General features: G+C 35.5%; 22 protein-coding genes. 5 read left to right on the top strand and 17 right to left on the bottom strand.

What is annotated here, in order from left to right; genetic code table 11:
- Nucleotides 1-134: 134 nt before the first annotated feature.
- The 6 genes from CFE53_RS06250 to CFE53_RS06225 form a co-directional block, all read right to left on the bottom strand.
- Complete coding sequence (locus CFE53_RS06250) at nucleotides 135-1202, bottom strand: type I restriction endonuclease (RefSeq protein WP_148120987.1); 1068 nt, start codon at nucleotides 1200-1202, stop codon at nucleotides 135-137.
- A gap of 4 nt (nucleotides 1203-1206) precedes the next feature.
- Nucleotides 1207-2136 carry a topoisomerase DNA-binding C4 zinc finger domain-containing protein gene (locus tag CFE53_RS06245; RefSeq protein WP_148120986.1) on the bottom strand — a complete coding sequence of 310 codons (930 nt, stop codon included), beginning with the start codon at nucleotides 2134-2136 and terminating at the stop codon, nucleotides 1207-1209.
- A gap of 68 nt (nucleotides 2137-2204) precedes the next feature.
- Nucleotides 2205-3689 carry a thiamine pyrophosphate-binding protein gene (locus CFE53_RS06240; protein ID WP_148120985.1) on the bottom strand — a complete coding sequence of 495 codons (1485 nt, stop codon included), beginning with the start codon at nucleotides 3687-3689 and terminating at the stop codon, nucleotides 2205-2207.
- Between the two features lie 256 nt (nucleotides 3690-3945).
- On the bottom strand, nucleotides 3946-4329 hold the full coding sequence (locus CFE53_RS06235) for a type II toxin-antitoxin system PemK/MazF family toxin (protein ID WP_148120984.1): 384 nt from the start codon (nucleotides 4327-4329) through the stop codon (nucleotides 3946-3948).
- 20 nt (nucleotides 4330-4349) lie between these two features.
- Entirely contained in the window at nucleotides 4350-5039 is a 690-nt protein-coding gene (locus CFE53_RS06230; protein ID WP_148120983.1) for a hypothetical protein, read from the bottom strand.
- 316 nt (nucleotides 5040-5355) lie between these two features.
- Complete coding sequence (locus tag CFE53_RS06225; protein ID WP_148120982.1) at nucleotides 5356-5811, bottom strand: 30S ribosomal protein S15; 456 nt, start codon at nucleotides 5809-5811, stop codon at nucleotides 5356-5358.
- Nucleotides 5812-5966: 155 nt separating this feature from the next.
- Between CFE53_RS06225 and sucD the strand changes: the two genes are divergently transcribed.
- The 4 genes from sucD to CFE53_RS06205 all read left to right on the top strand — a co-directional run bounded on the left by sucD (nucleotide 5967) and on the right by CFE53_RS06205 (nucleotide 10720).
- Nucleotides 5967-6827: a succinate--CoA ligase subunit alpha gene (gene sucD, locus CFE53_RS06220; protein WP_148120981.1), complete on the top strand. Its 861-nt coding sequence runs from the start codon at nucleotides 5967-5969 to the stop codon at nucleotides 6825-6827.
- A 373-nt stretch (nucleotides 6828-7200) separates the two neighbouring features.
- Nucleotides 7201-7650 (top strand): universal stress protein, encoded by a 450-nt coding sequence (locus CFE53_RS06215; protein WP_148120980.1) that lies wholly within the window; start codon nucleotides 7201-7203, stop codon nucleotides 7648-7650.
- A 168-nt stretch (nucleotides 7651-7818) separates the two neighbouring features.
- A complete protein-coding gene (locus tag CFE53_RS06210) occupies nucleotides 7819-9654 on the top strand; it encodes a methyl-accepting chemotaxis protein (protein ID WP_148120979.1) in 1836 nt (611 codons plus the stop codon).
- Between the two features lie 184 nt (nucleotides 9655-9838).
- Nucleotides 9839-10720: a radical SAM protein gene (locus tag CFE53_RS06205; RefSeq protein WP_148120978.1), complete on the top strand. Its 882-nt coding sequence runs from the start codon at nucleotides 9839-9841 to the stop codon at nucleotides 10718-10720.
- On the opposite strand, the gene CFE53_RS06200 is transcribed toward CFE53_RS06205, so the two are convergent.
- The 3 genes from CFE53_RS06200 to fni all read right to left on the bottom strand — a co-directional run bounded on the left by CFE53_RS06200 (nucleotide 10717) and on the right by fni (nucleotide 14397).
- The gene (locus CFE53_RS06200) at nucleotides 10717-11676 is read right to left on the bottom strand and encodes a polyprenyl synthetase family protein (RefSeq protein WP_148120977.1); all 960 of its coding nucleotides are present in this window, start codon (nucleotides 11674-11676) and stop codon (nucleotides 10717-10719) included. The genes CFE53_RS06205 and CFE53_RS06200 overlap by 4 nt on opposite strands.
- 118 nt (nucleotides 11677-11794) lie before the next feature.
- Nucleotides 11795-13141: an RNase J family beta-CASP ribonuclease gene (locus tag CFE53_RS06195; RefSeq protein WP_148120976.1), complete on the bottom strand. Its 1347-nt coding sequence runs from the start codon at nucleotides 13139-13141 to the stop codon at nucleotides 11795-11797.
- 185 nt (nucleotides 13142-13326) lie between these two features.
- Nucleotides 13327-14397 carry a type 2 isopentenyl-diphosphate Delta-isomerase gene (gene fni, locus CFE53_RS06190; RefSeq protein WP_148120975.1) on the bottom strand — a complete coding sequence of 357 codons (1071 nt, stop codon included), beginning with the start codon at nucleotides 14395-14397 and terminating at the stop codon, nucleotides 13327-13329.
- A 69-nt stretch (nucleotides 14398-14466) separates the two neighbouring features.
- On the opposite strand from fni, the gene CFE53_RS06185 reads away from it, so the two are divergent.
- A complete protein-coding gene (locus CFE53_RS06185) occupies nucleotides 14467-15126 on the top strand; it encodes a metallophosphoesterase (RefSeq protein ID WP_148120974.1) in 660 nt (219 codons plus the stop codon).
- On the opposite strand, the gene CFE53_RS06180 is transcribed toward CFE53_RS06185, so the two are convergent.
- The 8 genes from CFE53_RS06180 to dapB all read right to left on the bottom strand — a co-directional run bounded on the left by CFE53_RS06180 (nucleotide 15127) and on the right by dapB (nucleotide 24163).
- Complete coding sequence (locus CFE53_RS06180; RefSeq protein WP_253254747.1) at nucleotides 15127-15954, bottom strand: protein-glutamate O-methyltransferase CheR; 828 nt, start codon at nucleotides 15952-15954, stop codon at nucleotides 15127-15129.
- A 62-nt stretch (nucleotides 15955-16016) separates the two neighbouring features.
- On the bottom strand, nucleotides 16017-17429 hold the full coding sequence (locus tag CFE53_RS06175; protein ID WP_148120973.1) for a methyl-accepting chemotaxis protein: 1413 nt from the start codon (nucleotides 17427-17429) through the stop codon (nucleotides 16017-16019).
- A 312-nt stretch (nucleotides 17430-17741) separates the two neighbouring features.
- Complete coding sequence (locus tag CFE53_RS06170) at nucleotides 17742-18203, bottom strand: chemotaxis protein CheD (protein WP_148120972.1); 462 nt, start codon at nucleotides 18201-18203, stop codon at nucleotides 17742-17744.
- Between the two features lie 10 nt (nucleotides 18204-18213).
- Nucleotides 18214-21108, bottom strand: a complete 2895-nt coding sequence (locus tag CFE53_RS06165) for a chemotaxis protein CheA (protein WP_148120971.1) — start codon at nucleotides 21106-21108, stop codon at nucleotides 18214-18216.
- Between the two features lie 9 nt (nucleotides 21109-21117).
- A complete protein-coding gene (locus CFE53_RS06160; protein ID WP_172456374.1) occupies nucleotides 21118-22215 on the bottom strand; it encodes a chemotaxis response regulator protein-glutamate methylesterase in 1098 nt (365 codons plus the stop codon).
- A 21-nt stretch (nucleotides 22216-22236) separates the two neighbouring features.
- A complete protein-coding gene (locus CFE53_RS06155; protein ID WP_148120969.1) occupies nucleotides 22237-22689 on the bottom strand; it encodes a chemotaxis protein CheW in 453 nt (150 codons plus the stop codon).
- A 19-nt stretch (nucleotides 22690-22708) separates the two neighbouring features.
- Entirely contained in the window at nucleotides 22709-23335 is a 627-nt protein-coding gene (gene trmY, locus CFE53_RS06150; RefSeq protein ID WP_148120968.1) for a tRNA (pseudouridine(54)-N(1))-methyltransferase TrmY, read from the bottom strand.
- Between the two features lie 9 nt (nucleotides 23336-23344).
- Nucleotides 23345-24163, bottom strand: a complete 819-nt coding sequence (gene dapB, locus CFE53_RS06145; RefSeq protein ID WP_148120967.1) for a 4-hydroxy-tetrahydrodipicolinate reductase — start codon at nucleotides 24161-24163, stop codon at nucleotides 23345-23347.
- Nucleotides 24164-24168: the final 5 nt, after the last annotated feature.

The following is a 24168-nucleotide window of genomic DNA, read 5'->3' as shown; positions in this document are numbered from 1 at the left end:
CTATTATGCAATATTTAGAAAATATCCTAATAGAATAAAATATAAAATTATTAAATATTTTCACTCTTTTTTATTTTTTTAATAATTTTTATAATAATAATTAATTTAATAACATAGTTAATTATCCATTCCACTTAAACCTCCCTTCCCTCCTTAGTCTCAATTATAAGATCCTCCTCCTTATACCCAAAAAGGGATATTATTCTCTTAGAGAGTCTAACTACACCATCGGCACTGAAACGAGTTTCCATATAGATATCTGTATTATCTATCCTATAGGGAACTTTTAAATCGTTGGGATTCTTTGTAAAATAGGGCCTCTTTCGTCCCCTTAACTTAAAAACTTTCTCCTCAAACTCCTCTTTATGTAGGGAATACATTATTTCAGCGATCTTTATTAACATACCTCTCCATGTATGTACAGGATATTTAACACCTTTAAAGGTAAATCCCACTATAGATTTTCCCACGTAGTTTTCCGGAGATATCACCGAGTTTTGATTTGTATTTGACTCTGTAAATACTATCTGACATATCTTTTTTATCTTCTCTAGGAATCTCTTTACAGTATCATTATCAGGTTTATAACCACATAGTTTCTCTGTTGTACTGGCCAAAATCTCAACTAGATGATTATCAGGTTCTGTCACTATCTTCTCCCAGGCCTTTGGAAGTGTTTCCTTTATTAGGTACTGTTTCTGAATACTTTTGTAGCGCCTCTCACCATTTTCTACAGCCTTGTCTGAAATTACATTTTTTTTGGATAGAAACTCTTCAAATTTATCCACAATATCTTTACTATCCTGTTCGTATATCTCGATTGTATAGAACTTTCTCTGTTCCCAACTTCCCTCACGTAGTGGTAGATAAAACCACCAACTTATACCATTTGTTAATACTGCAAGTTTAACACCTTCCTGAAAGGAGTACTTTAACAGTTGTTCCTGATGTCTTTCCAAGTTTTCATTTGCCTTCTTAACTTCGATGAACACTTTGATTCTACCGTTACATCTAAGGGCGTAATCTACCTTCCCACCACCTACAGAGTACTCTGGATAGACCTCATCTATATTGAAGGGATCCCACCCCAAGGCCTTTAAAATCCTTAGAACTACAGCCTGTTTAGTAGCAGCCTCATCAAGATATTGAAGACGCTTATCCCTCTTAAAGTCCTCTATAAGCTGATATAATTCTTTGTTCATACTATCACCTTATGGGAAGGGACTGATCCTTTGGAGCACTTCCACCCCCTTCAACTTTTACCCTCTCTTCCTTCTTTAAAAATCTCCTGTAGAGACATCCTGGATAGTTGGAACATCCTAAGAACTCTCCTTTTTTGGTCTTGATCAGTCTAAGTTTCCCACCACACCAAGGACATATGTCGTCCCTCATCTGTTTTCTTATCTCATCTACCAGTGAAAACCCACTTTTACACAATCTGCGTCTGTTGTATCTAACTACGCCGGTCTTAGTATCTACATACACTATATAGTTTTTAAAGAGTTCCACACTCTCCAGATCTACAACGATCTCTTTCTCTGTTACCTTGAGCCCTTTGGTGATCTCCATATTTGTTTTAAGAGGCAATAACCAATAACCCTCTCCAGAATAGTTGAGAAGCCCAGCCTTGTACTTCAACCTTCCTATTAACCAGTTGTAATCCCTATTAGCGATATACCTAATACTCTCCTCTATACTGTTAAATACATTTCTATCTTTCATCTTCTCTAAAACCTCTACTATGTGAGGATCTCCACTTCTGTACTCTTGTACAAGTAGTTTTTCAGCAATTTTTACAAACTTATCTTTATCTATCTTAATACATAGGAGGAGACCATGGAACCCATTTGCAACAATATATTTTTCTTTCTCCAGAATATCCTCCCTATCGAATTTAAAATACACCCTTACATTTATGAATTTATTACCATTCTCAGAGATCCCCTTATTTATTACGTACTCCTCTTTGTAGTTACCTGTAACTCCGTAGTAGAAAACTGGATTCTTTCCATTTTTTATGCCTATTATGGATATAAGACCTTCAGGTACTCTCCAGTTCTGATTCCAGGTTTTACTACTTAACTCTGTTACATTGAAGTGTATGTTCCTCGTAAGTAGTTGGAACAACTCCTCCATCTCTGATCCCTCTGTATTCTATTGTATTTATATTATTAAATATTTAAATTAAAATAATTTTTAAAATATTATACAAATGGCTTAGGCAATCTTTCATCCTCACACTCTACAACTATGAGGTAAGGTTTATTCTTTTTTAGATAGTATCTTATATTTGGCTTAATATCATCGATATCTTCGATATACGTGTTATCTATACCGTATCCTTCTGCTATTTTGTTGAAATCTGGATTCTTAATTCTACAGAAACCGTTTAACTTATTGTTCTTCATCACTATAAGAAGTATTTTTAAGTTGTTCTCCTCCAAAGTGGAAAGTTCCTGGAGGTTCATCTGGAAACCTCCATCCCCACTTATGGAGATAACCTCCCTCTGGATGTTGTAATCTATACATCCAAACTTAACACCTATAGAGGCAGGGAGTCCAAAACCCATAGTACCCATACCATGGGAGGAGATAATACTCCTAGGTAGTTTGCACAATCTAAGTAGTGATACAAAGACTGTATGGTTCCCAGCATCTGTAACAACGATACTATCTTCAGGTATGTTTTTCAGTATTTCCAGTACCTTCGAGGAGTAATCTCCTAAATCTAACCTAGAGGTATCTTTCTCTGGGGACTCTACCTCTGGAAGGGTTTTCTCTATCTCCTCGATGATATATTTAATGTCATCTAGGGAGTTAATCCTTACATTAATGGGTGTTGTCTTTTTTAAGGTATCCTCCCTTATACTCTCAGGTATAGTGTTGTAGGACAAACTTGCTCCGATGGAGATTATCCTATCGCTCTCTAGGAGGTATCTATTTGCAGTAGGAGTTCCCCTCCTTCCAACTAACCCTAAGTTATAATTATGAGTCTCCTCGATAACTCCCCTTGCAGGAAAGGTGGTAACGAAGGGAATGTTTAACTTCTTAAGTATTTTGTTTATTTTTATTAAATCCCTATATTTTAAAGTGCCGTATATTCCCTGGCCTATGAGTATTAAAGGTTTTTTAATATTATTGTTATCTTTGATCTCAATTTTTTCTTTTAAAATATTATCTTCCATATTATAATCGTTGTTATCTACTATAACCTCCATATTATTAATATCCTTAGGTATGCTTAGAGATACAGGTTTTTTACTATTTAAACATTCGTTAAATGCTTCAACGATAACCTTAGGATCTGGTCTATCTAAGAAATATCCTCTGTATATATTTAGAAAACCTGTATCTACCTCTTGAAAGTAGTTCTTATTTATATACTTCCTTTCACATCTTCCTGTAATGGCTAAAGTTGAGGAGGAATCTTTATAGGCAGTAAATATTCCAGTTGTTAGATTTGTGGCTCCAGGTCCAGCAGTTGCCAAACATATACCTAGGTAGTTGGTGATCCTGGCGTATCCATCTGCCATGTGCACTGCTCCCTGTTCATGTCTAACCAGGATATTCTTTATAGGAGAATCTTTCAGTTCTCTGTATATATCAACTATCTGCTCTCCAGGGTAGGAAAATACAGTTTTTATACCACTGTCTAATAAAAAATCTACTATATAATCACTGAACTTCATATAAATCCCTTTAAAAGAAAAAATAGTATAAATTAATCAAACCATAATTATAATTATTATATAATTATATTCAAAATAATTTCCCCTTATATGATAAAAGGCTAGATAAAAGGGTATAAAAGAAATTGTAGTTAATATATTTAAACTTTTTCATTTGGAGAGATAAGGATTCATATTCTCTGGACTTCTACGGTTTATGATAGTTAATAATAATGATAAATTAAAAGTCAGTGGTAAAATTGAATAAATATTCCCTTTAAAATAGGTTATAGATTTTGTTTAATAGATTTTGAAGTGTTTGTTGCTTGAGTTCTCCTATATATTTTCCTTTTAGTAAATTATCTTTGGGAATTGTGAATAATTTGAATGGCTTGATTATACTGATGTTTCTTAGTCCTACTCCGGCTTCAGGTAACAAGTCATCGGAAGTAATTACCAACACTTTATTTTTAAGTTCCAGTGGGAGTTTTAGTATTCGTCTTTGATCATGTCTTGAAATCTGACAAATTATGACATCAAGGTTGTTAGCATTTATTTTGTTTTTTGAAATGATTATAACAGGTCTTATTTTAACCTGTAATTCTTTTCTATTATTATAATATGGAAAAGGAGCAGTCCATATTTCTCCCTGTTCCAACATTACTAACCCCTTCTGTAAATTCACTCTTCTTCTAAAAGTTCCTTTATAAAGTAATCATCCAATGCTTCTGGTTCTTGAATTACAGATTTTATTTTTCTAGCTACAACTTTGAAGTCATCTTTGAGTTCTGCTATATCTCTGTTCTCAATAACAATTTTTATAAACCTTATCATTAGTATGTAACAATATCCTATTAACTCTCTTATTACTTCAATATCCCTACTTTCAACCATTATCCCAAGGATATTGGACTCCAAAAAGAAAAGTTTGTCAATAAATTCAAACTGTTTTATTTCTTCTTCTGTTAGTTCTTTGGTTAGTACTTTTTCCCACAAAATTTTATTCGTTTCATCAATTTGTTTTTTGATTTCTAAAATCTTGGAGATTAAAATATTGAGTATCTCTTTTTTTAATTCTTCAAGTTCTTCAGGAGTTAAATGCTCTCTTTCCATAATTTTTGCTATCTCCTCAATCCTTGAGGAGTTTTCTGTAATGAGGTATTCACGTAGTTTTTTTATCGCTTCTTCATAAGACTCCTCAGTAACTTTTTCTGGAGCGATTTTGATAAGATCTGATAACAATTTTTTATATTTTTCGTTTTCCTCTTCTAATGAGAATTTTGGACTTTTAAATCTAGCAGATAAAGATGTAATATCATTAAAGGGTGATAATGTTATCCTTTGGAAAAATTCCAACACTTGAATATCCATAATAACACCTTCTCTGAACTCTATTATATTATTATATTTTAGTATGATGTGCTTAAATATGTTATGTTAGTAATTAGAACCTATCTAAATCTCTTAAAAAAATAGTAAAAACCTTAGCTCCTATTAAGAAGTATTAAAAAAATAATAAATTATTATAAAATAATAAAAAAGTAAAAAAGTTTAAAAAATAAAAAAAATTCTAACTTCTGAGCATCTTCTGATACCATTTGTAGGTTTCTTTATGTTTATTGAAAAGATTAATTCTTTTAATTACAGCCTCGATAAAAACTAAGGGTTTAAAATAATATTAAAGTATTTACTCTACCAACAACCTTGCAGTCTCTGGTGTGTACTTCCAATTCTCAGGTAGTACCTTTTTCCTTCTGTAATATTTAACCAATCTTCTAATTTTTGACTCTATTAGTTGTAATCCCCTCTTAGAATGTAGATCTTTTGGATGGTTCTCTAGGTGGTTTCTTAAATTAACTGCTCTTCTCATTAAATTCAATAGATCTTCAGGTACCTCTGGGTAGACGTTGTGTTCCTTCATTATCTTACTTATACTCTTTCCAGTGATCAATTTTACATCTGGGATTCCGTAGGTGTCCCTTAAGATAAGTCCTATCATTGCAGATTGATATCCCTTCTTTGCCAGTTCAACAACTTTGTTCTCTACTTCTTCAGGTGTTAGAGTAACCCATTTTGGAACTTCTGTTCTTAAAGGCTTCTTGGAACCAGAGGAACCTCTTTTTCTTGCATGCATCCTTGCCATGTTTTCACCATCTATCCATTATCCTCGATTTCTTAGAGGATATTCATTGATAATATAAATAACTTTTGGTAAAAGTATATAATATATTATTAGATAAAAATTTTTGCCTCTTTTATCTTTTTTAGATTAACTATAATATTTTTTAAGGTGGAACTGTGATATTGATGGATGAAAATACTAAGGCTATCGTTCAAGGTATAACTGGAAGACAGGGGAGTTTTCATACCAAGGAGATGTTAGACATTGGGACTAAGATAGTTGCAGGAGTTACTCCTGGAAAAGGTGGAAGGGAGGTACATGGGGTACCTGTTTATGACACTGTAAAGGAGGCTGTAGAGGAACACGGTGCAAATGCCTCTGTACTCTTCGTCCCAGCACCTGCAGTGAAGGATGCAGTGTATGAGGCCATAGATGGAGGTATAGAGTTAATAGTAATCATTACTGAACATGTTCCTATACATGATACTGTGGATATAGTAAACTATGGGAGAAAAAAAGGTGTTAGGATTATAGGACCAAATACTCCTGGTATAGCCTCTCCCAAGGTTGGTAAGTTGGGAATAATTCCCGCCAGGGTTTTAAAGGAAGGGCATATTGGAATGGTCTCCAGGAGTGGTACCTTAACCTACGAGATAGCCAATGAGTTGGTAGTTAACGGTTATGGACAGTCCACCTGTGTTGGAATAGGGGGAGATCCTGTAGTAGGTACAGATTTTATAGATGCCCTTCAGTTATTTGAAGGGGATAAAGATACAGATGCTGTTGTAATGATAGGAGAGATAGGAGGTAGTAGTGAGGAGAGGGCAAGTGAGTATATAAAAAAGATGAAAAAACCTGTAGTTGCATACATTGCAGGAGTTAGTGCACCAGAGGGAAAGAGGATGGGCCATGCAGGTGCAATAATTGAGAGGGGGGTAGGTACTGCAGAGAGTAAGATGAGGGCTTTAAAGGACGCAGGTGCCTACGTTGTAAGGAGGATCTCTGAGATACCTAAGGTGTTGAAGGAGATTGTATAGAAAAACTTAATTATTTAAATAAATATCATTTTGAATTATCTGGAATAATTCTTTTTAATAAAATAAAAAATCTTAAACTTAAATAAGGGACAAATATTTAAGAAAAATAAAGATTTCATAGGATCTATATGTTAAAAAAGGACTAATTTTTAGAATTATTTTTTAGACGTAGGGTATTTAACTTTAGTATTTAATCCTGGTCTTAAGATAAAATATAATTTTTTATAATTTTTAACAATAATTTTTAATTTTTATAATATTTTTACTTATGGCTAATTAGAATAGATAAAGTACAGTATTACAATCTATTATAAATATTATAACCACTATATTGTTGTACTATATTGAGGAGATAACTACAATAGGAGATAATATGCTATACAAAAAGATACTTATACCTACAGATAACTCTAAGGTCTCTATAGAGGCTGCACGACATGGTTTGGAGATAGCGAAACTGATGAAGTCCAAGGTTTATGTAATATACGTAGTAGATATTATGCCCTTTGTAGGACTCCCTACTGAAGGGTTTTGGGAGGCTATGAGGGAAGTGTTAGAAGAAGAGGGTAAGGAGGCATTTAAAAAGATAGAAACTATAGCAGAGGAGATAGGAGTTAGTATTACTACAGAGATTTTAGAGGGCAGTCCTGCTAAGGAGATAGTAGAGTATGCAGAAAAGAAAGGTGTGGATCTTATAGTTATGGGAACATCTGGGAAGAGTGGAATAGATAGATTACTGTTAGGTAGTGTGGCAGAAAAGGTTAGTAAAAAGGCTCAGTGTCCAGTACTCCTTGTAAAGATGAGAAAAGATAAGAAGGAATAGTTCAAAGGGTCTATTTTTTGATTTTCTATTAATACTTTTTTATTAAAAACTTACATGATTATCTACACAAACAGTTTATATATTAAATTTTTAAAATATTAAATTAAAAACTAAAAATGTTTTTTATAATTTTTAATCTTCGCAAATAAATTGTAGTGAGGGAGATCTATGAAAATTAATAATATATCTGTAAAAACTAGGCTGTTTGCCACCTATTCATTACTGGTTCTTCTTCTCATAAGTGCTGCTGTCTTTACTGTCATATCTCATGGTCAGATAAAAGAAGATGGAAATGTTATAAATATTGCAGGAAAGCAGAGAATGTTAACTCAGAGAATGTCAAAAGATGCATTTATGGTAGGTATGGGATATACAGAATATAAAGAAGATATGATAAAATGTGCACAGGAGTTTGATAAGACCCTAAAGGATCTAATTAACGGTAATCCTGAGAGAGGGATCTACCCTGCTCCAGAGGATATTAAACAGCAGTTACTTAAAGTTAAAGAGATATGGGATCCCTTCTATGAAAAAATTAAAATAATCTATACAAAAGATCCCAAAGATCCAGAGTTTAAGGAGGCGCTAGAGTATATAAAAGACCACAATATGGAGTTATTAAGTGAGATGCACAAAGCTGTCTTAATGTATAATGAAAAATATGAGAATAAAATTGATAATATAGATAAAAGTTCTATAATGGCTAGTATTGTTGGAATTTTGATTGCTGTCTTATCTATGGTATTTGTTAGAAAGACAATTATTAGACATTTGGAAGAATTGGATAGAATTACTACTGAAATGGCCAATAGGAATTATAATGTTGAACCTAAAATAAAATTCTACAATGATGAAATAGGAAAAATATATAACAACATATTAAAGGTACTCAACAACCTAAAGGAAGATATGGAGAAAGAGATAGAGAAAGAAGAAAAATTAAGAAAATTGTTTGATAAAATATCCAAAATTATGAATAATTTGGCTAATGGAGATCTAACTGTAAGAATGGAAGAAGAGGGTGAATTTAAGTCTATAGGAAAGGCCATCAACAAAGCAGTGGAAAACGTAGCACAACTTATTAAAGATCTAAGGGATCATATAAATAAGTTAAACGCAGAGATAGAGAAACTCAAAGAAGAAGCAGAGAAGGCAAAGGAGATCTCAGACCAGGTAGCAGACGCAGCCTCCCAGGTAGCCACTGCAGCCACAGATCAGTCCACAAAACTCCAGGACATCTCCCAGGAGTTGGAGGACACCACCAGGTTAATTGAGAACACAGCCCAGAGTGCAGAGGAAGGGGTAAAGGCTGCAGAGGAAGTAAGCAACTACTCAGAGGAGGGTGTAAAGAAGGTAGAAAATGCAATAACAACCATGCAGAATATCGCAAATGTAATAGACGAGTTAGGTAAGGCTATACAAGAACTTGGTGATGAGAGTAAGAAGATCAACGAGATTACAGTACTCATTAAAGACATTGCGGAGCAAACTGGACTCCTGGCCCTTAACGCTTCCATAGAGGCTGCCAGGGCCGGAGAGGCTGGGAGAGGTTTCGCAGTTGTTGCAAGTGAGATTAAATCTCTGGCGGAGGAGATCGGGAAGTCTGTAGACGATATTAAGAAGACAATCTCCGAGATACAGAGTAAGATTGAGAAGACTGTAGATCTAGGTCTAACTGGAAAGGATGAAGTTGACAAAGGAGTTATTGCAATAGACGAGGTAAATAGTGCATTCCTCAAGATCAAGGATGGGATTTATACCACATTGGAGAAGATAAATGTTATTAAGGAACATGCTGAAGAATCTAACAACAACATCCACAGCGCCCTCAGAAACGTCCAAGATATCGCCTCTATCTCTGAGGAGTTTGCAGCAACTGCAGAAGAGTTGACCGCTAGTGCTGAAGAGCAGAATGGAGTTGTTGAGGAGGTCAGTAAGGCTATCGAGGAACTTGCTAGGATATCAGAAGAGGTCTCCGAGAATGTAAGTAAGTTCAGGGTTTAATATCTTAATCTTTTTAGATAAATTCTTCCTTTAAAGTCTATTCTTTTTATTGCAACTCTCTTTTTATTCTAAATACGTTTTTTAGTTATTTTTCTATTATAGAAATAATAATAAAATCAAAATTTCTAAAAATACATCAAAGTACTTTTTTGTAATTAATATTAAAAATAATAAAGGTGAAACTATCAAAATAGTCCTTAGGAACGAGATCTGTGATAGGTTGGAAAATATTGTAAAGAATCTAAAGGTTTCAAGGCACTGTATAGGTTGTCAAGGTTTAGATATAAACAATCCAAATCCCTTCCACCATCCCTCCATAGAGATCACCCAAAGGTGCCAACATAACTGTATATTCTGCTATTCCAGGTTAGTTAAGGTAAAGGAGGGCATATACGGTATAGATCCAAAAAATCCTAATACTAAAAACTGCACAGCCATAACTATAAGTCAGTACGGAGAACCTCTACTTTACCCAGAGAAGGTTAAAAAATCTATTGAATTTACAAAATCCCTTAACTTAAGGTGCGATCTTCAGACGAATGGTGTAAATCTAAATGAAGAGTTAATAAAAGAGTTTAGAGATCTAGGGCTGGATATCATCATGATAAGTCTAAGTACCTCCACACCAGAGACTCATGAGAGGATAACTGGATCTAAAACCTTCGAGAGAGTTCTTGAAAATATAAAACTGGCGTCTAAGTATCTCTATACTATAGTGAGATGTGTGTATATTCCAGGCTTCAACAGGGAGGAGTTGATAGAACTCTCGGAGATGTTAAGTAGGGAAACCCAGGTTAAGGAAATAATGGTACATCAGTTGATTGTCCATAACGGTAATAAAAAAAGATTAGAAAATATCTGTAATATTAAAGGTGTGGGAAAGGTTAAGGATCTTCTACTTCTCGTAGATGAGATGGGAAAGAGGGCGCCTGATATCAAGGTGACTGTCAAGGGATGTCTCCTAGTTAATCTAAAGGGTATGGATGGATACCTACTGAACTCCATAACCTTGGACTGCCTCTCAGAGGTGCCAACGATAAAGAGAGAATATTATCCCTTCTTTTAATAAACCCTCTCCATTATAAAGTCTGCTATATCTTCCAACTTTTTCCTCCTCTCTTTATCAAATATCTTCAGGTACTCCTTGGATTCTGTAATATACTTCTTTACCATCTCCCTTGCAAACTCTATAGAATCCCTCAGTATCTCAATAGCCTCCTCTATCTCTTCATCTTTAGCATCTCTCTTTCCAAGAATCTCCAACAGTCTTTTCTTTTTATCCTCTGGTAGATGTTGAAGGGCATGTATAACTATGAGAGTTTTCTTACCCTCCCTTATATCACTACCTATAGGTTTTCCTATCTTATTTTTATTACCTACTAGATCTAAGATATCATCCTGTATCTGGAAGGCTAAACCTATCCTCTTGGCGTACTCCCTTAAAGATTCTCTCTCCTCTGGAGAACATTCTCCCATTATAGCACCAACTTCCACAGAGGTTACAATCAGGGCACCTGTCTTCTTGGAGATCATCTCTAAGTACTCCTCCATTGTAATATCTTCTCTCTCCTCAAACTCCATATCCATTGCCTGCCCAACACATACATCTACACAGGATCTAGAGAGTACCTTCAATACTTCATGGGCCTTTTCAGGATCCCTTATATCAGATACTGCAACAAATGCCTCTGCATAGAGGAGATCCCCTGCAAGGATTGCCATAGGTTTTCCATATACAACATGGACTGTAGGTATTCCCCTCCTCCTGTCGTCGTTATCCATTATGTCGTCATGAATAAGGGTGTAGTTATGTATCAACTCAACTGCAAGGGCTGCAGGGAGCACCTCTTCTATACTGTCTTTCTTTAGCATATAGGTGAGTATTGTTAAGTAGGGCCTTATTCTCTTACCCCCTGCCATTAGGAGATGTTTAGAGGCTTTGTATATAGTACCTTCACCTTCTAAGTATCTGTTTAATTCTTTTTCTATTAGGGACAAAATGTTTTTATCAAAGAGTTCCATCTTTTTCACCTTCTTACTATTGAGATAATCACTATTAGAATAAATAAAAATATAATAATTGATGAAACAGTTTTTTATAATAATTATTTTTATTTTTATCAGAATTTTTGATTAAAAGTTATATAATCCTCTCAAACTTCAAACTTTGACCGTTTCTAAGTAAATGTACATCCTCCCCTAACCTATACCCCTCCTCCTCTGCCAACTTGGCATAGGCAGTTGTAAGGTTGAAATCCCCATGAGAGGGTATTATATGCTCAGGGTTAACCCATCTTATCATGTCCCTGTGATCCTCCTTTGAGGCATGTCCAGATACATGGGCTCCCTTGAATACCCTTACTCCCAATCTCTTTAAACGGGCCTCTAACATATACCTCTGGGCGGCGTTCATAGGATTAGGTATTACATCTGCAGAGAATACAACCTGATCGTACTTCTCAAATTTAAAAGGTGTCTTGTCAGTTGCCATCCGAGATAGAACTGCCCCCTCCTCTCCCTGGTGTCCCGTTACTATAAGTAAATAGTTCTCCTTGCCCTCTTTCATTATCTCCCGGAATATCCTATCTACAGCAGAGGGATCTCCAGCTATCCTTGTATCCTCTGGAAACTTTACAATACCAATATCCTCAGCTATACCACAGTACTTCACCATGGATCTTCCTATAAGTATAGGTGTTCTACCCATCTTCTCTCCAATCTCTGTTGCAGACTTTATCCTGGCTATGTGAGAGGAGAAGGTTGTAACTATCACTGCATTTGACTGATTGTCTGCACCTAATAGATCGTTTTTTAAAAGATCTGAGGCTATCTTTTCAGAGGGGGTTTTTCCCTCATACTCAACTCGTGTACTCTCCGATATCATACATAGTACTCCCTCCTTACCTACCTTCTTTATGGCTCTATAATCTGGCCTCTCCCCTACAATAGGAAAGTTGTCAAATTTGAAATCGTTTCCATAAACTATGGCACCGTAAGGTGTATGGAGAACTGGGAGAACTGCATCTGGGATACTATGGGTTATCTTTATAAATTCCAAGGTTAAATTAGGTGTTAGATCTATGGACTCCTTTGCATTCAGTGTAACTAAAGGGTTTCTTACATCAAACTTCTTTTCACTTAGTATCTCTCTCTTGATAAGTTCTATAGTATAGGGAGTCCCGATAATTGGAGCGTTATATCTATGGGCCAACTTCGTTATCGCCCCTATGTGATCTAGGTGTCCATGGGAGACCACTATAGCCTTGACCTCCCCTTCGATATTCTTCATAACTGTATCATCTGGAATTATCCCCATCTCAATTAAATTTAAACTGTGCATTTTCGATATATCTGTATCCTCATGTATCAGTACTCTATCTAACATTAAGCCCATATCGAATATTATTATTTCACCGTCTACATTAATAGCAGTCATATTTTTTCCAACTTCCTCGTATCCTCCAATAGCAACTATTTCCAACTGCAAATCCACCACTTCCTTGTATTTTTTTAAAATAAAAAATAATAAGTAATTTCAAACAATATTAACAATGTTAATTGTTTCCACTAAATCTTAAACCATAAAAAGTTTATTAATGTGTTTAATGATCTTTAAAGATTTAATTTTAATTATAATTCTTATTATTAATTTTTTTTATTATATTTTTAACCTCATTTCTTTATATCCAACCACTCCCTTAATTCACCCTTTATTATATAATTAGCCCTTCTCAATTCCTCAATATTCTCACAACCTACTAAAAACATTGTTGTCTTTAACTCCTTAATCATCCTCTCAAGGACCTTTACAACCTCCTTACTATCCTTCAGGGCAGCCCTTAGTACAGGTAGTGCAACTCCACAACAGTGGCCACCTATAGCGATAGACTTTGCCATATCTATACCAGATCTTATACCACCACTTGCGATAATGGTACCTGGAAAAACATCCTTAACATAGAATAGAGAAACTGCAGTAGGTATGCCCCAATCTAAGAATCTCTCTGAAAACTCTCTAAACTCCTTTTCTTTTATCCTGTAGTACTCTACCATGGCCCAAGAGGTACCACCACTTCCAGCCACATCTATTCCATCAAAACCTATCTCTTTTAATACTATGGCATCCTCCTTAGAGAATCCCTCTCCAACCTGTTTGGCTATAAACGGTATATTTCTATACTTTTTCTTATATCGGGATATAACTTCTTTGAGTATATGCACCCCCTTGAAGTTAGTATCCCCCTCTGGTTGAATAGCCTCCTGAAGTGGGTTAAAATGTATAGCCATAGCATCTCCATCGATCATCTCAACAGCCCTCTCTACAATCTCCTCATCCCAGCCATCTTCTATAAAGTTAACAGCCCCTAAATTACCTATAACAAGAGGTATATCGTAGTCTCTTACCACTCTATAGGTATCTACAACACTACTGTCCAATATACCTGCTCTCTGGGAACCTACACCCATTCCTAAGTTAAGTTCTTCTATAGCCTTTGCTATATTCTTATTTATCTCTTTAGCCTTTGGATGGCCTCCAGTTATTCCAGTTACAATGAGAGGAGCATCTAACTCTTTCCCAAATAACTCTGTTGTAGTATCAATATCTTCTAAATTACAGTTAGATATTCCCCGATGTATTAACTTTATATCATCAAATAATGTACTTTTTTTATACTCCACATTACAATGATTACATATCCATATATGCTCCAACTTCCTCAGATGGATATCTTTATTATCCATTGAATCACCTTTTTATAAAAAATATAATAAATATAATAAATTTTAATAATAATATCTAAAGGGGATACTATGAGAATAGTGGGAATAACTGATCTACATGGTAAATATCACCATCTTAAGAAGATACTCTTATATGATCCAGATGTGCTAGTTATCTCAGGTGATATTACACACTTTGGTAGAGATTTAAAGGTAATAGATTATCTAAGATATTTACAGGAGAAAGAAGGGATAAAGATATTGGCAGTTCCTGGAAACTGCGATACTTTAGAGGTGATAGATAAGATCAATAAGATAGGAATAAACTTAGACGGGAGATATGTAAATGTAGGAGGTATCTACTATGTAGGTATAGGGGGAAGTAATAGAACGCCTTTTAACACTCCTAACGAGTATTCTGAAGAGGAGTTGTATTTTAAATTTATAAATACAGTTAAAAACATTGGAGAGGAAATAAAAGATAGATTTATACTGATAACTCATGCTCCACCTTTCAACACTATGGCAGATAGGACGTTAGAAGGTAATGTAGGTAGTGTATCCATTAGGAAGATTATTGAGGAGTATAGTCCCATTTTAGTAGCATGTGGGCATATACATGAAAGTAGATGTATAGATAAATTAGGGAATACCTATATTGTAAATCCCTCCCCAAGATCCTTTTTCGTATCTGACATATATATAAAAGATAAAATAATTGTCAAGGGTATCGAGTTAGTAGATTTTTAATTAAGGCTTTTGATATATTCTTTCTCGGTGGTTAACTGTTTTAAAGAGTTCCTTTGCCTTTCCACGTAAAATTTCTGTTTTTCCAAGTACCAAGTACCCTCCACTTACCAACGCCTCATAGAATTTTAGGAATATCTTTTCCTGTACCTCTTTATCGAAGTATATAACTACGTTTCTACAGAGTATCATGTCCATATTCTTTAAAGGAGGATCTTTAATTAGATCATGTATTCTAAATTGAACATATTTTTTTATAATAGGTTTAATCTGATACTCGTACTCACTTATTTTAGTGAAATACTTTGATATCAAAGGTGGGTCTATGTTCTTAAGTTGTTTATCTAAATAAATTCCTTTTCTAGCCTTTTCTAGAACCTTTCTATCTATATCAGTACCTATAATTGTAACCTTTAGAGATTTTCGTTTATGTTTTTCTAACAGGTTATCTATTATTATTGCAATTCCATAGGGCTCCTCACCAGAGGAACATCCTGCACTCCATATTCTAATGGATCTTCTAGATTTATCTAAAACCATTTTTTCTAGTATTTTTTTAATTTCCTTATAGACTGTTACATCTCTCCAGAACTCTGTAACATTGACTGTTAAAACATTTTCCAACTCTTTATATTCCTCAGGATGTTTTAAAAGATACTCATAATATTCTTTATAGGTTCGACATTTACATGCCCTCATTCTAACAGCTATCCTTCTTTTAATATATGCCTCTTTGTATTGATCAATATTTATTTTTAATTTTAATTTAATCTCCCTTCTAATTTTGTTGAAGTATATATCCTCTTCATTATTGGTACTTCTAATAGCCACTATTTCACCATAGTAAAATTGATATTATACTTAATTATGCCTATAGTTTATATTATTTTCTTTTAAACCCTGAACTTACTTACATTCTCGGAGACCTCTTCTGATATCCTAGCAAGTTCCTCGATAGCCTTACTGACCTCCTCAACAACTCCATTCTGCTCTTCAGCACTAGCGGTCAACTCTTCTGCAGTTGCTGCAAACTCCTCAGAGATAGAGGCGATATCTTGGACGTTTCTGAGGGCGCTGTGGATGTTGTTGTTAGATTCTTCAGCATGTTCCTTAATAACATTTATCTTCTCCAATGTGGTATAAATCCCATCCTTGATCTTGAGGAATGCACTATTTACCTCGTCTATTGCAATAACTCCTTTGTCAACTTCATCCTTTCCAGTTAGACCTAGATCTACAGTCTTCTCAATCTTACTCTGTATCTCGGAGATTGTCTTCTTAATGTCGTCTACAGACTTCCCGATCTCCTCCGCCAGAGATTTAATCTCACTTGCAACAACTGCGAAACCTCTTCCAGCCTCTCCGGCCCTGGCAGCCTCTATGGAGGCGTTAAGGGCCAGGAGTCCAGTTTGCTCTGCAATGTCTTTAATAAGTACTGTAATCTCGTTGATCTTCTTACTCTCATCACCAAGTTCTTGTATAGCCTTACCTAACTCGTCTATTACATTTGCGATATTCTGCATGGTTGTTATTGCATTTTCTACCTTCTTTACACCCTCCTCTGAGTAGTTACTTACCTCCTCTGCAGCCTTTACCCCTTCTTCTGCACTCTGGGCTGTGTTCTCAATTAATCTGGTAGTGTCCTCCAACTCCTGGGAGATGTCCTGGAGTTTTGTGGACTGATCTGTGGCTGCAGTGGCTACCTGGGAGGCTGCGTCTGCTACCTGGTCTGAGATCTCCTTTGCCTTCTCTGCTTCTTCTTTGAGTTTCTCTATCTCTGCGTTTAACTTATCTATCTCGTCTCTTAGATTTTTGATAAGTTGCGCTATATTTGATATGGCTCTATTAAATATTTTCTGAAGTCTGTTATACTTTCTATTTTCATCCAGTCTAACTGTCAAATCTCCCTTTTCAAGTTTAGATACTGCATCTATAATTTCACTGATAGTATGTCTAATTTCTTTTCTATAATTTATAAGTTCTATATGGGATTTTTTTAGTTTCTCTATCTCTTTTGTCACTGTTTCAAATACGCTGGGATCGTCTATAACAGAGGGATCCATTTCTAATACTGAGAGTATATTTTGAAGTAAAGTATGGTATTTATCCAATCCTCTAAATAATTTGGATGCGACAATATATGATATACCTACTGCAATTACTATCCCCACAACTATAAAGACAATATTTTTGAGAATAACAGGAATAATATCGGGAGTAATTAAATAAAATAGTGCCAATAATATTATAAAAAATAAAAAGACAGGTAATATTAGAATCACTATTAGCAATTTCTTACAGTCCATTTTATCACCTTCATAATCTATCCAATGTAAATTAAAGTTTTTCCATAACCTAACACTACATAAGATTAAAAACCTAAACAACAATAAATATTCATACACTACTTAATTTTGAAGAGAAGTTATAGAATGTAATGTAAATTTTTTAAATTTTATTAATATATGGAAATTCTAATGAGGGATTGTAGATCATAATCATTTTATCAATTCTACTCTTCTTCCAATTATTTTAAAATCTTGAGAATTTTTTTATTTTTTATTGTTATTATTTTATTTTATAATTTTTTAAATTAATATAATAGATATGAAGTAAATTTATATAATCTTAGTCTTTCCTCTATGGTTTACTACAACCTTTCCATCCTTTAAAAAAAATTTAACAGTTCTACTGCCCTCTCCTCCTACATCCTCGCCCACTATCCTTATTTTATACTTGCTTAACTCTTTCTTTGTTGCCTCCACATTTTTTTTTCCGATATTCATAGTATTGGAAGTTTTAAACATTGCAGCTCCCCCTGCTATCTTAGCCACTAACTTATTAGGTCTTGCCCCCACTACAGTCATTTTAGTTATTAGTGCAGGTACTGCAGTGTTTGCATACTTACCAGGATCTCTCACATTTGGATCGTCGGTATGGGGGAGCATTATATGTGCCATACCCCCTATCTTTTTCCCCCTGTCGTATAGCATCAGGGCTACACAGGATCCTAATATAGTTTCAAGAACTTCTGGACTTTTTGCTACTTCCAAACCCCCTATTTTTACCCTTATTACCATTATAGACAACCTACACGTTGTTTAAATCTAGGATAAATGCTACCCTTCCATCTCCCAATATTGTAGCCCCTGCAAAACCCTGAATATTCTTTAGAATACCTTGAAGAGGTTTTACTACGATCTCCTCACGTCCTATAACGTCATCTACTACAACACCCAATTTACCTTTGTTTCTCTCTATAACCACGATATATATCTCATCAGGCTCTTCTTCATCAACCCATGGGAAGTTAAGTATATCCTTCAACCACACTACTGGTAGTATATCTCCTCTGTAGAGTATAGCATCCTGACCCTCTATGTTTTTTATCTCTTCTCTTTTAACATGTGTAACGTCTAAAACACTTGTTAGTGGTATAGCATAAACCTGATCCTTCAGCCTGATCAGTAGCGCCAGCACAATAGCCATCGTTAGAGGTAACTGAAGCACTACTCTTGTACCTTTACCTTTTTCAGAGTAGACAGTTACACTTCCTCCAAGGGACTCTATTTTTGTCTTTACAACATCCATCCCCACTCCTCTTCCAGAAACATCTGAGACCTTTTCAGCAGTACTGAACCCTGGTAGGAATATTAAATTAATAGCCTCCTGGTCAGACATCCTCTTAGCTTCTTCTTCTGTAATAAGGCCCTTCTCTATAGCCTTTCTCTTTATAACCTCTGGATCTATACCTCTACCATCATCCTCTACAATAATAAGTACATGGTTTCTCTCTCTCACTGCCTTCAGTATTAACTTCCCTTTTCTAGGTTTACCTAGTTTCTCCCTCTCTTCAGGAGGTTCTATTCCGTGATCTATTGCGTTTCTAATAATATGGGTTAGAGGTTCAGCAAGTTCGTCTAATACCGTCCTATCTAACTCGATATCTGAACCTTCAATTATCAACTCTACCTCCTTGTTAAGGGCCTTTGCAAGATCCCTCACCGTCCTTGGAAACCTGTTGAATATAAAGGATACTGGGATCATTCTCATTGCCATGACTTCCTCTTGAAGTTCAGTTATCAGCATGTTAAGTCTATTTACTGCATTGTGCAACTCCTTTATATCGTACTTCTCTGCTATCTGAGCGAAATTAGCCCTGTTTATTACCAATTCTCCTACTAAGTTCATAAGTTTGTCTAATTTTTCAATATTTACCCTTACAGTTTGAACTGTTGAGGATTTTTTTGTAGTTGTTGTTGCTTTAGGAGCTTTTTTTGCAGGAGTTTCTTTTTTCTTTTTATCTTCTTCTTTTTGTTGAGGCTTAGGTTCTGTCTTTTTAGTTTCTACCCCTTCCATGTATTTTGGAGGTTCTACGTAAACTTCTTTTATCTCAGGGATGTTTAATACAGCCTCTTTTATGTCGTCAGGTTCTCTATTCGTTATAAGGTAGATAGTAACCTTTGTATCTTTAAACTCCCCCTTCTGAATCATTTCTAACGAAGGTTCTACTTTAACAATTTCCCCTAAATCTTCAAGTTCTTTTATAACCATGTATGCTCTAACTGATTTCAATAAACACTCTTCGTCTATTATTACCTCTACTTTATAGGCATCCTGTAAATCCTCGTCAACTTTTTTCTCTTCTTTTTCCCCTTTCTTTTCTTCTTCCTTTACTTCCTCCACCTCTTCTTCTTCCACTTTCAACTCTATATCAACAGGGGAGATTGCTATATATTCTATTTCACTGATAGCATCTAACTCTTTCTGGATTTCTTCCATAGGCTTGTCTGAAAGGAAGAGGATCTCTAACTCATCCCCTCCCTCTCCCTCCTTAAGTACCTCCTCCTTAGGTATTGTATCTAGTACTTCACCTATTTTTTTTACCGTATTCAACACCATTAGTAGTGTAGCACATTTTAGGGCACAGTCTTCAGTAGTTTTAGCCTTTAGGTGGTATAGTTTATGTCCTTTTTCAAAGAGTTCTTTAATACGTTCTCCATATTCCTCAATTTTAAACTTCGTATGATCTAAAGTTACCTCGTACTCTTCGACCTTTTCTGAAACTTCTTCCTTAGATTTAGTTGCTAAAGCCTTGTCTAAAATATCACTTAACTCTGATAAATCAACACCTATATTAGACAGATCTTTACCCTCTTCTACAGTCTTGGCGATCTTCTCCATAGCATCTAAGGAACACTTTAAAGCCTCCATCACTGACTTAGTAAAGACAATACTGTCGTCCATTACCTTCTTTACTAATTCTTCTATCTTTTTGAGAACAGTTTTTAATTCACTGTATTCGAGGGCCTCTGCGATTATACTAAGAACTTCAACAGATTTACTCATCTGTTCAAGGATTTCTTCTAAATTTTTAGGTTTCTTTACCTCCTCTTCTTCAGACGTTGTAGGTACCTTCTCTACCTTTTTAACCTTTAGAGTAGTAGTAGGATTCTTTAAAATAACTTTAATTTTGGTTTTTTTCGAAGGTTCTTTTTCAGGTTCTTTTTTCTCTTCTTCTTTTTCTTCTTTGGTAGTGGGTGTAGTATCTTCTTTTTTCTCTTCTTTAGGTTTTGTCTCTACTCCCGCCCCTGAGAGATACTTCTCCTTTAACTTTTTTATCTTCTCAACTATTGAATCTACATCTACAGACGTTTCTGTAATACCCTCTTCAATTTCATTTACCATTGTTTCAAGGGCATCGAGACACTCAAAAAGTAAATCCATAATTTCTGAAGTTACAGGTATCTTTCCCTCCCTCAGATAATCTAAGATATCTTCCATATGGTGGGTAAGATTGGATATATGGTCGAATCCTACAGTTCTCGCCGATCCTTTTAAAGTATGGGCAGATCTAAATATTAAATTAATTATTTCTAAATTTTCAGGGTTGTTTTCAAGTTCTACTAAATATTGGTTTAGAGCCTGAAGATGTTCCATCGCCTCTGCCAAGAACAGTTCCCTATACTGTTCCATCTCATCCATGGTTATCCCTTACGCCATACTCTTGATGAACTTGACAATGGCCTCAGGTATCTTTGAGGGAGGTAATATAGCATCTGCAATACCTAACTCGATAACAGCCTTTGGCATTCCAAATACAACACAAGAATCTTTATCCTGGGCTATTATCTTCCCTCCCTTTTCTTTTATCATCTTATATGCATCTGCTCCATCTCTACCTATTCCCGTTAACATCACTGCCACAGTTTTTCCACCGTAAATCCTTGCTACGTATTCGGCAGTAACCTCAACAGAAGGTTTTGTACCATGAACTTTAGGCATATTCTTATCTAGCACAATATACACGTTGTTTCCTCTCTTTTTTAACAACATATGATAGCCTCCTGGAGCCACATAGGCGTATCCTGGTCTTACTAACTCCCCATCTTCAGCCTCTTTTACAATTAGTTGAGACTCTGCGTTCATCCTCTCTGCAAACATCTTTGTGAATCCTTCTGGCATATGTTGGACTATGAAGATTGGTGGCATATTCTTTGGGAGTTTTGAAATTATCTGAGTTACTACAGGTGGACCTCCTGTTGAAGAACCTATCATTACAGCCATTTTGGATAGTCTCTCAGGTGGAATATCCAATTCAAGTTCAGGTGAAACTTTCTTTTCTTTTTTAGGAGTTTCTTCCTTCTTTTCTTCTTCAGTCTTAGGTTTTGTAGGAATTCTTCTTCTTACTCGTGCCTTAGCCGCAGCCTTTACTTTTTTTATTAATTCCTCTCCAATTTCCCTAATATCTAGGGATATTGTACCAGATGGTTTTGGAATAAAATCAACTGCCCCTGCCTCTAAAGCCTCTAAAGTCTCCTTGGATCCTCTCTTAGTAAGTGCCGATAACATTACTATTGGTGTTGGCTGAATCTCCATTATCTTCCTAACAGCCTCTATTCCATTCATCCTGGGCATCTCTACGTCCATGGTGATTACATCAGGTTTCAATTTCTTAGTAAGTTCAACAGCCTCTACTCCATCCTTTGCAGTACCTACTACCTCTATTTCTTCGTCAGAGTTTAATATATCTGAGATTACCTTTCTCATAAATGCGGAATCATCTACCACTAGAACTCTTATTTTTTTCAAAAGTACCACCATTTTGATTTTTTAGAAGCCTTCTTGAGGTTTAATTAGTTTATTAATATTTAATATTATAATAAGTCTATTATCTATTTTTCCAATACCTTCTATATAATCTACACCCATATTATTCCCAACACCATCTACCTTCTCTATGTTTTCTTTGGGTATCTGTATAACATCACTAACTCCATCGACTAATATTCCTACAGGAACACCGTCGATCTCTACGACCATAACTAGCATTTCCTTGTCCCTTTCACTATCCTCTCCGTAGTATCCAGGGATGTTCAATTTTTTCCTTAAATCTATAATGGGAGTTATCTCTCCTCTTATATTAGTGACTCCTATTACATAATCTGGACTGTTAGGTAAAGCAGTGATATCTTGAAGTTTTAGTACCTCTCTCACTTCATCAACTTTTAGAGCATATTCATTAGGGCCCAACCTAAAAACCACCATTTTAGGAGCCTCTTCCATTTTTATCACCTAAAAAATTCTATTTTTCCATATACTCCAACTTGTCCAGTACGTTATGAACTATATCTATACACTGGTTTGCATGCAACTCTAAAGGTGATATAGATATTCTCTCTATTTTTAAATCTCTTAAGAATCTTTCATCCTCTTCAGTCAATCCTATATGATCCCCAAGTATAAAGACAAAGCCTCTATCTTTTATCTCATCGTAGGTTTTGGGATTAATAACTTCCTCAATAGGTTTCCCCTTTAGATGTAAGAGGTAGACCTTTCTTCCCTCCTCTAATTTCTCAAGTACTATATCTTTAAAATCCCTCTTGGCGTGATATATACCTGGAGTACTCTCCCTCCAGTGGGTATCATGCTCCTTACTTAGTGCCTTCTTTATAAATATAGCTATACTTCTCTCGTCAGGGCTCACTCTTTTCAATTCAGATCCTACAAATTTCAAAGCCACTGGAGGGTTAGGTTCTCCGTAGTGTACAGAGTAAAAAACAGTATCCCTTCTTATATCATGGGAGAGGAAAAATGCACTACTTACACATCTACATACGAGATCCAACCTGCCACAACTCCCAGGAAGATCCTTGAGGTTTACATCCCCAGAGGTTATGGCCTTGTTGGCCTTCAGTATAAACTCCCTCAAACTTCCACCTTAATCTCTAAGACCTAGTACATCGAAGGTATTGTATATTCCCTCTTTCTTTCCAGCGATGAACTTAACAGCCAATATTACCCCATTTACAAAGGCCTGCCTACTACTAGCCCTATGAGTGACTTCCAACCTCTCACCGTCACCTGCAAAAATAACTGTATGATCTCCTACAACATCCCCTCCCCTTATAGCATGGATACATATTTCATCTTTTTTCCTCTCTCCTAGGATCCCTACCCTACCGTAGATAATGGAGACATCTCTATCTAAATTATTCTTTATAATCTCTGCAGCCCTCAGTGCAGTACCACTTGGTGCATCCTTTTTATATCTGTGGTGCATCTCCACTATCTCTATGTCGTAGTCTCCAAGTTTCCTAGCCAAAAACTCCAGAACCTTAAAGAAGATATTCACACCTATAGCGTAGTTTTGGGATATCACCGCAGCAACGCCATGTTTCTTTATAGTATCTTCTATCTCCTTCCTCTGTTCTTCAGTGAATCCTGTAGTTCCAATAACTAGATTTACACCATGTGAAGCAGATACTTTAACAGTTTTTACAGTGGCTTCAGGAGCCGTAAAATCAACGAGTACATCTGGCTTACTCTCCTTTAGAACATCCTCTAACCTATCAGCAGTCTCCAGTGCAACCCCTATTTCACCAATACCTAACAACTTACCAACATCTTCTCCTCTCTTCTCATGATTGGGGACCTCAACTGCAGCAACTAATTTGAGATCTGGGTGCTGACATATAGTTTTTATTATTCCACTTCCCATCCTTCCAAGGGCACCAGTTACAGCGACTTTGATTACCATTTGAT

This window comes from Methanofervidicoccus sp. A16 (assembly GCF_003351865.1).
Lineage (GTDB): Archaea > AGJL01 > Methanococci > Methanococcales > Methanococcaceae > Methanofervidicoccus.
This window is presented reverse-complemented; position numbering and strand designations above follow the sequence as displayed.

What these genes read in the sequence shown, in the direction of transcription:
- CFE53_RS06250 (WP_148120987.1), bottom strand. Translation starts at nt 1,202, where the DNA reads ATGAACAAAGAATTATATCAGCTTATAGAGGACTTTAAGAGGGATAAG.
- CFE53_RS06245 (WP_148120986.1), bottom strand. Translation starts at nt 2,136, where the DNA reads ATGGAGGAGTTGTTCCAACTACTTACGAGGAACATACACTTCAATGTA.
- CFE53_RS06240 (WP_148120985.1), bottom strand. Translation starts at nt 3,689, where the DNA reads ATGAAGTTCAGTGATTATATAGTAGATTTTTTATTAGACAGTGGTATA.
- CFE53_RS06235 (WP_148120984.1), bottom strand. Translation starts at nt 4,329, where the DNA reads ATGTTGGAACAGGGAGAAATATGGACTGCTCCTTTTCCATATTATAAT.
- CFE53_RS06230 (WP_148120983.1), bottom strand. Translation starts at nt 5,039, where the DNA reads ATGGATATTCAAGTGTTGGAATTTTTCCAAAGGATAACATTATCACCC.
- CFE53_RS06225 (WP_148120982.1), bottom strand. Translation starts at nt 5,811, where the DNA reads ATGGCAAGGATGCATGCAAGAAAAAGAGGTTCCTCTGGTTCCAAGAAG.
- CFE53_RS06215 (WP_148120980.1), top strand. Translation starts at nt 7,201, where the DNA reads ATGCTATACAAAAAGATACTTATACCTACAGATAACTCTAAGGTCTCT.
- CFE53_RS06210 (WP_148120979.1), top strand. Translation starts at nt 7,819, where the DNA reads ATGAAAATTAATAATATATCTGTAAAAACTAGGCTGTTTGCCACCTAT.
- CFE53_RS06200 (WP_148120977.1), bottom strand. Translation starts at nt 11,676, where the DNA reads ATGGAACTCTTTGATAAAAACATTTTGTCCCTAATAGAAAAAGAATTA.
- fni (WP_148120975.1), bottom strand. Translation starts at nt 14,397, where the DNA reads ATGGATAATAAAGATATCCATCTGAGGAAGTTGGAGCATATATGGATA.
- CFE53_RS06185 (WP_148120974.1), top strand. Translation starts at nt 14,467, where the DNA reads ATGAGAATAGTGGGAATAACTGATCTACATGGTAAATATCACCATCTT.
- CFE53_RS06175 (WP_148120973.1), bottom strand. Translation starts at nt 17,429, where the DNA reads ATGGACTGTAAGAAATTGCTAATAGTGATTCTAATATTACCTGTCTTT.
- CFE53_RS06170 (WP_148120972.1), bottom strand. Translation starts at nt 18,203, where the DNA reads ATGGTAATAAGGGTAAAAATAGGGGGTTTGGAAGTAGCAAAAAGTCCA.
- CFE53_RS06165 (WP_148120971.1), bottom strand. Translation starts at nt 21,108, where the DNA reads ATGGATGAGATGGAACAGTATAGGGAACTGTTCTTGGCAGAGGCGATG.
- CFE53_RS06155 (WP_148120969.1), bottom strand. Translation starts at nt 22,689, where the DNA reads ATGGAAGAGGCTCCTAAAATGGTGGTTTTTAGGTTGGGCCCTAATGAA.
- dapB (WP_148120967.1), bottom strand. Translation starts at nt 24,163, where the DNA reads ATGGTAATCAAAGTCGCTGTAACTGGTGCCCTTGGAAGGATGGGAAGT.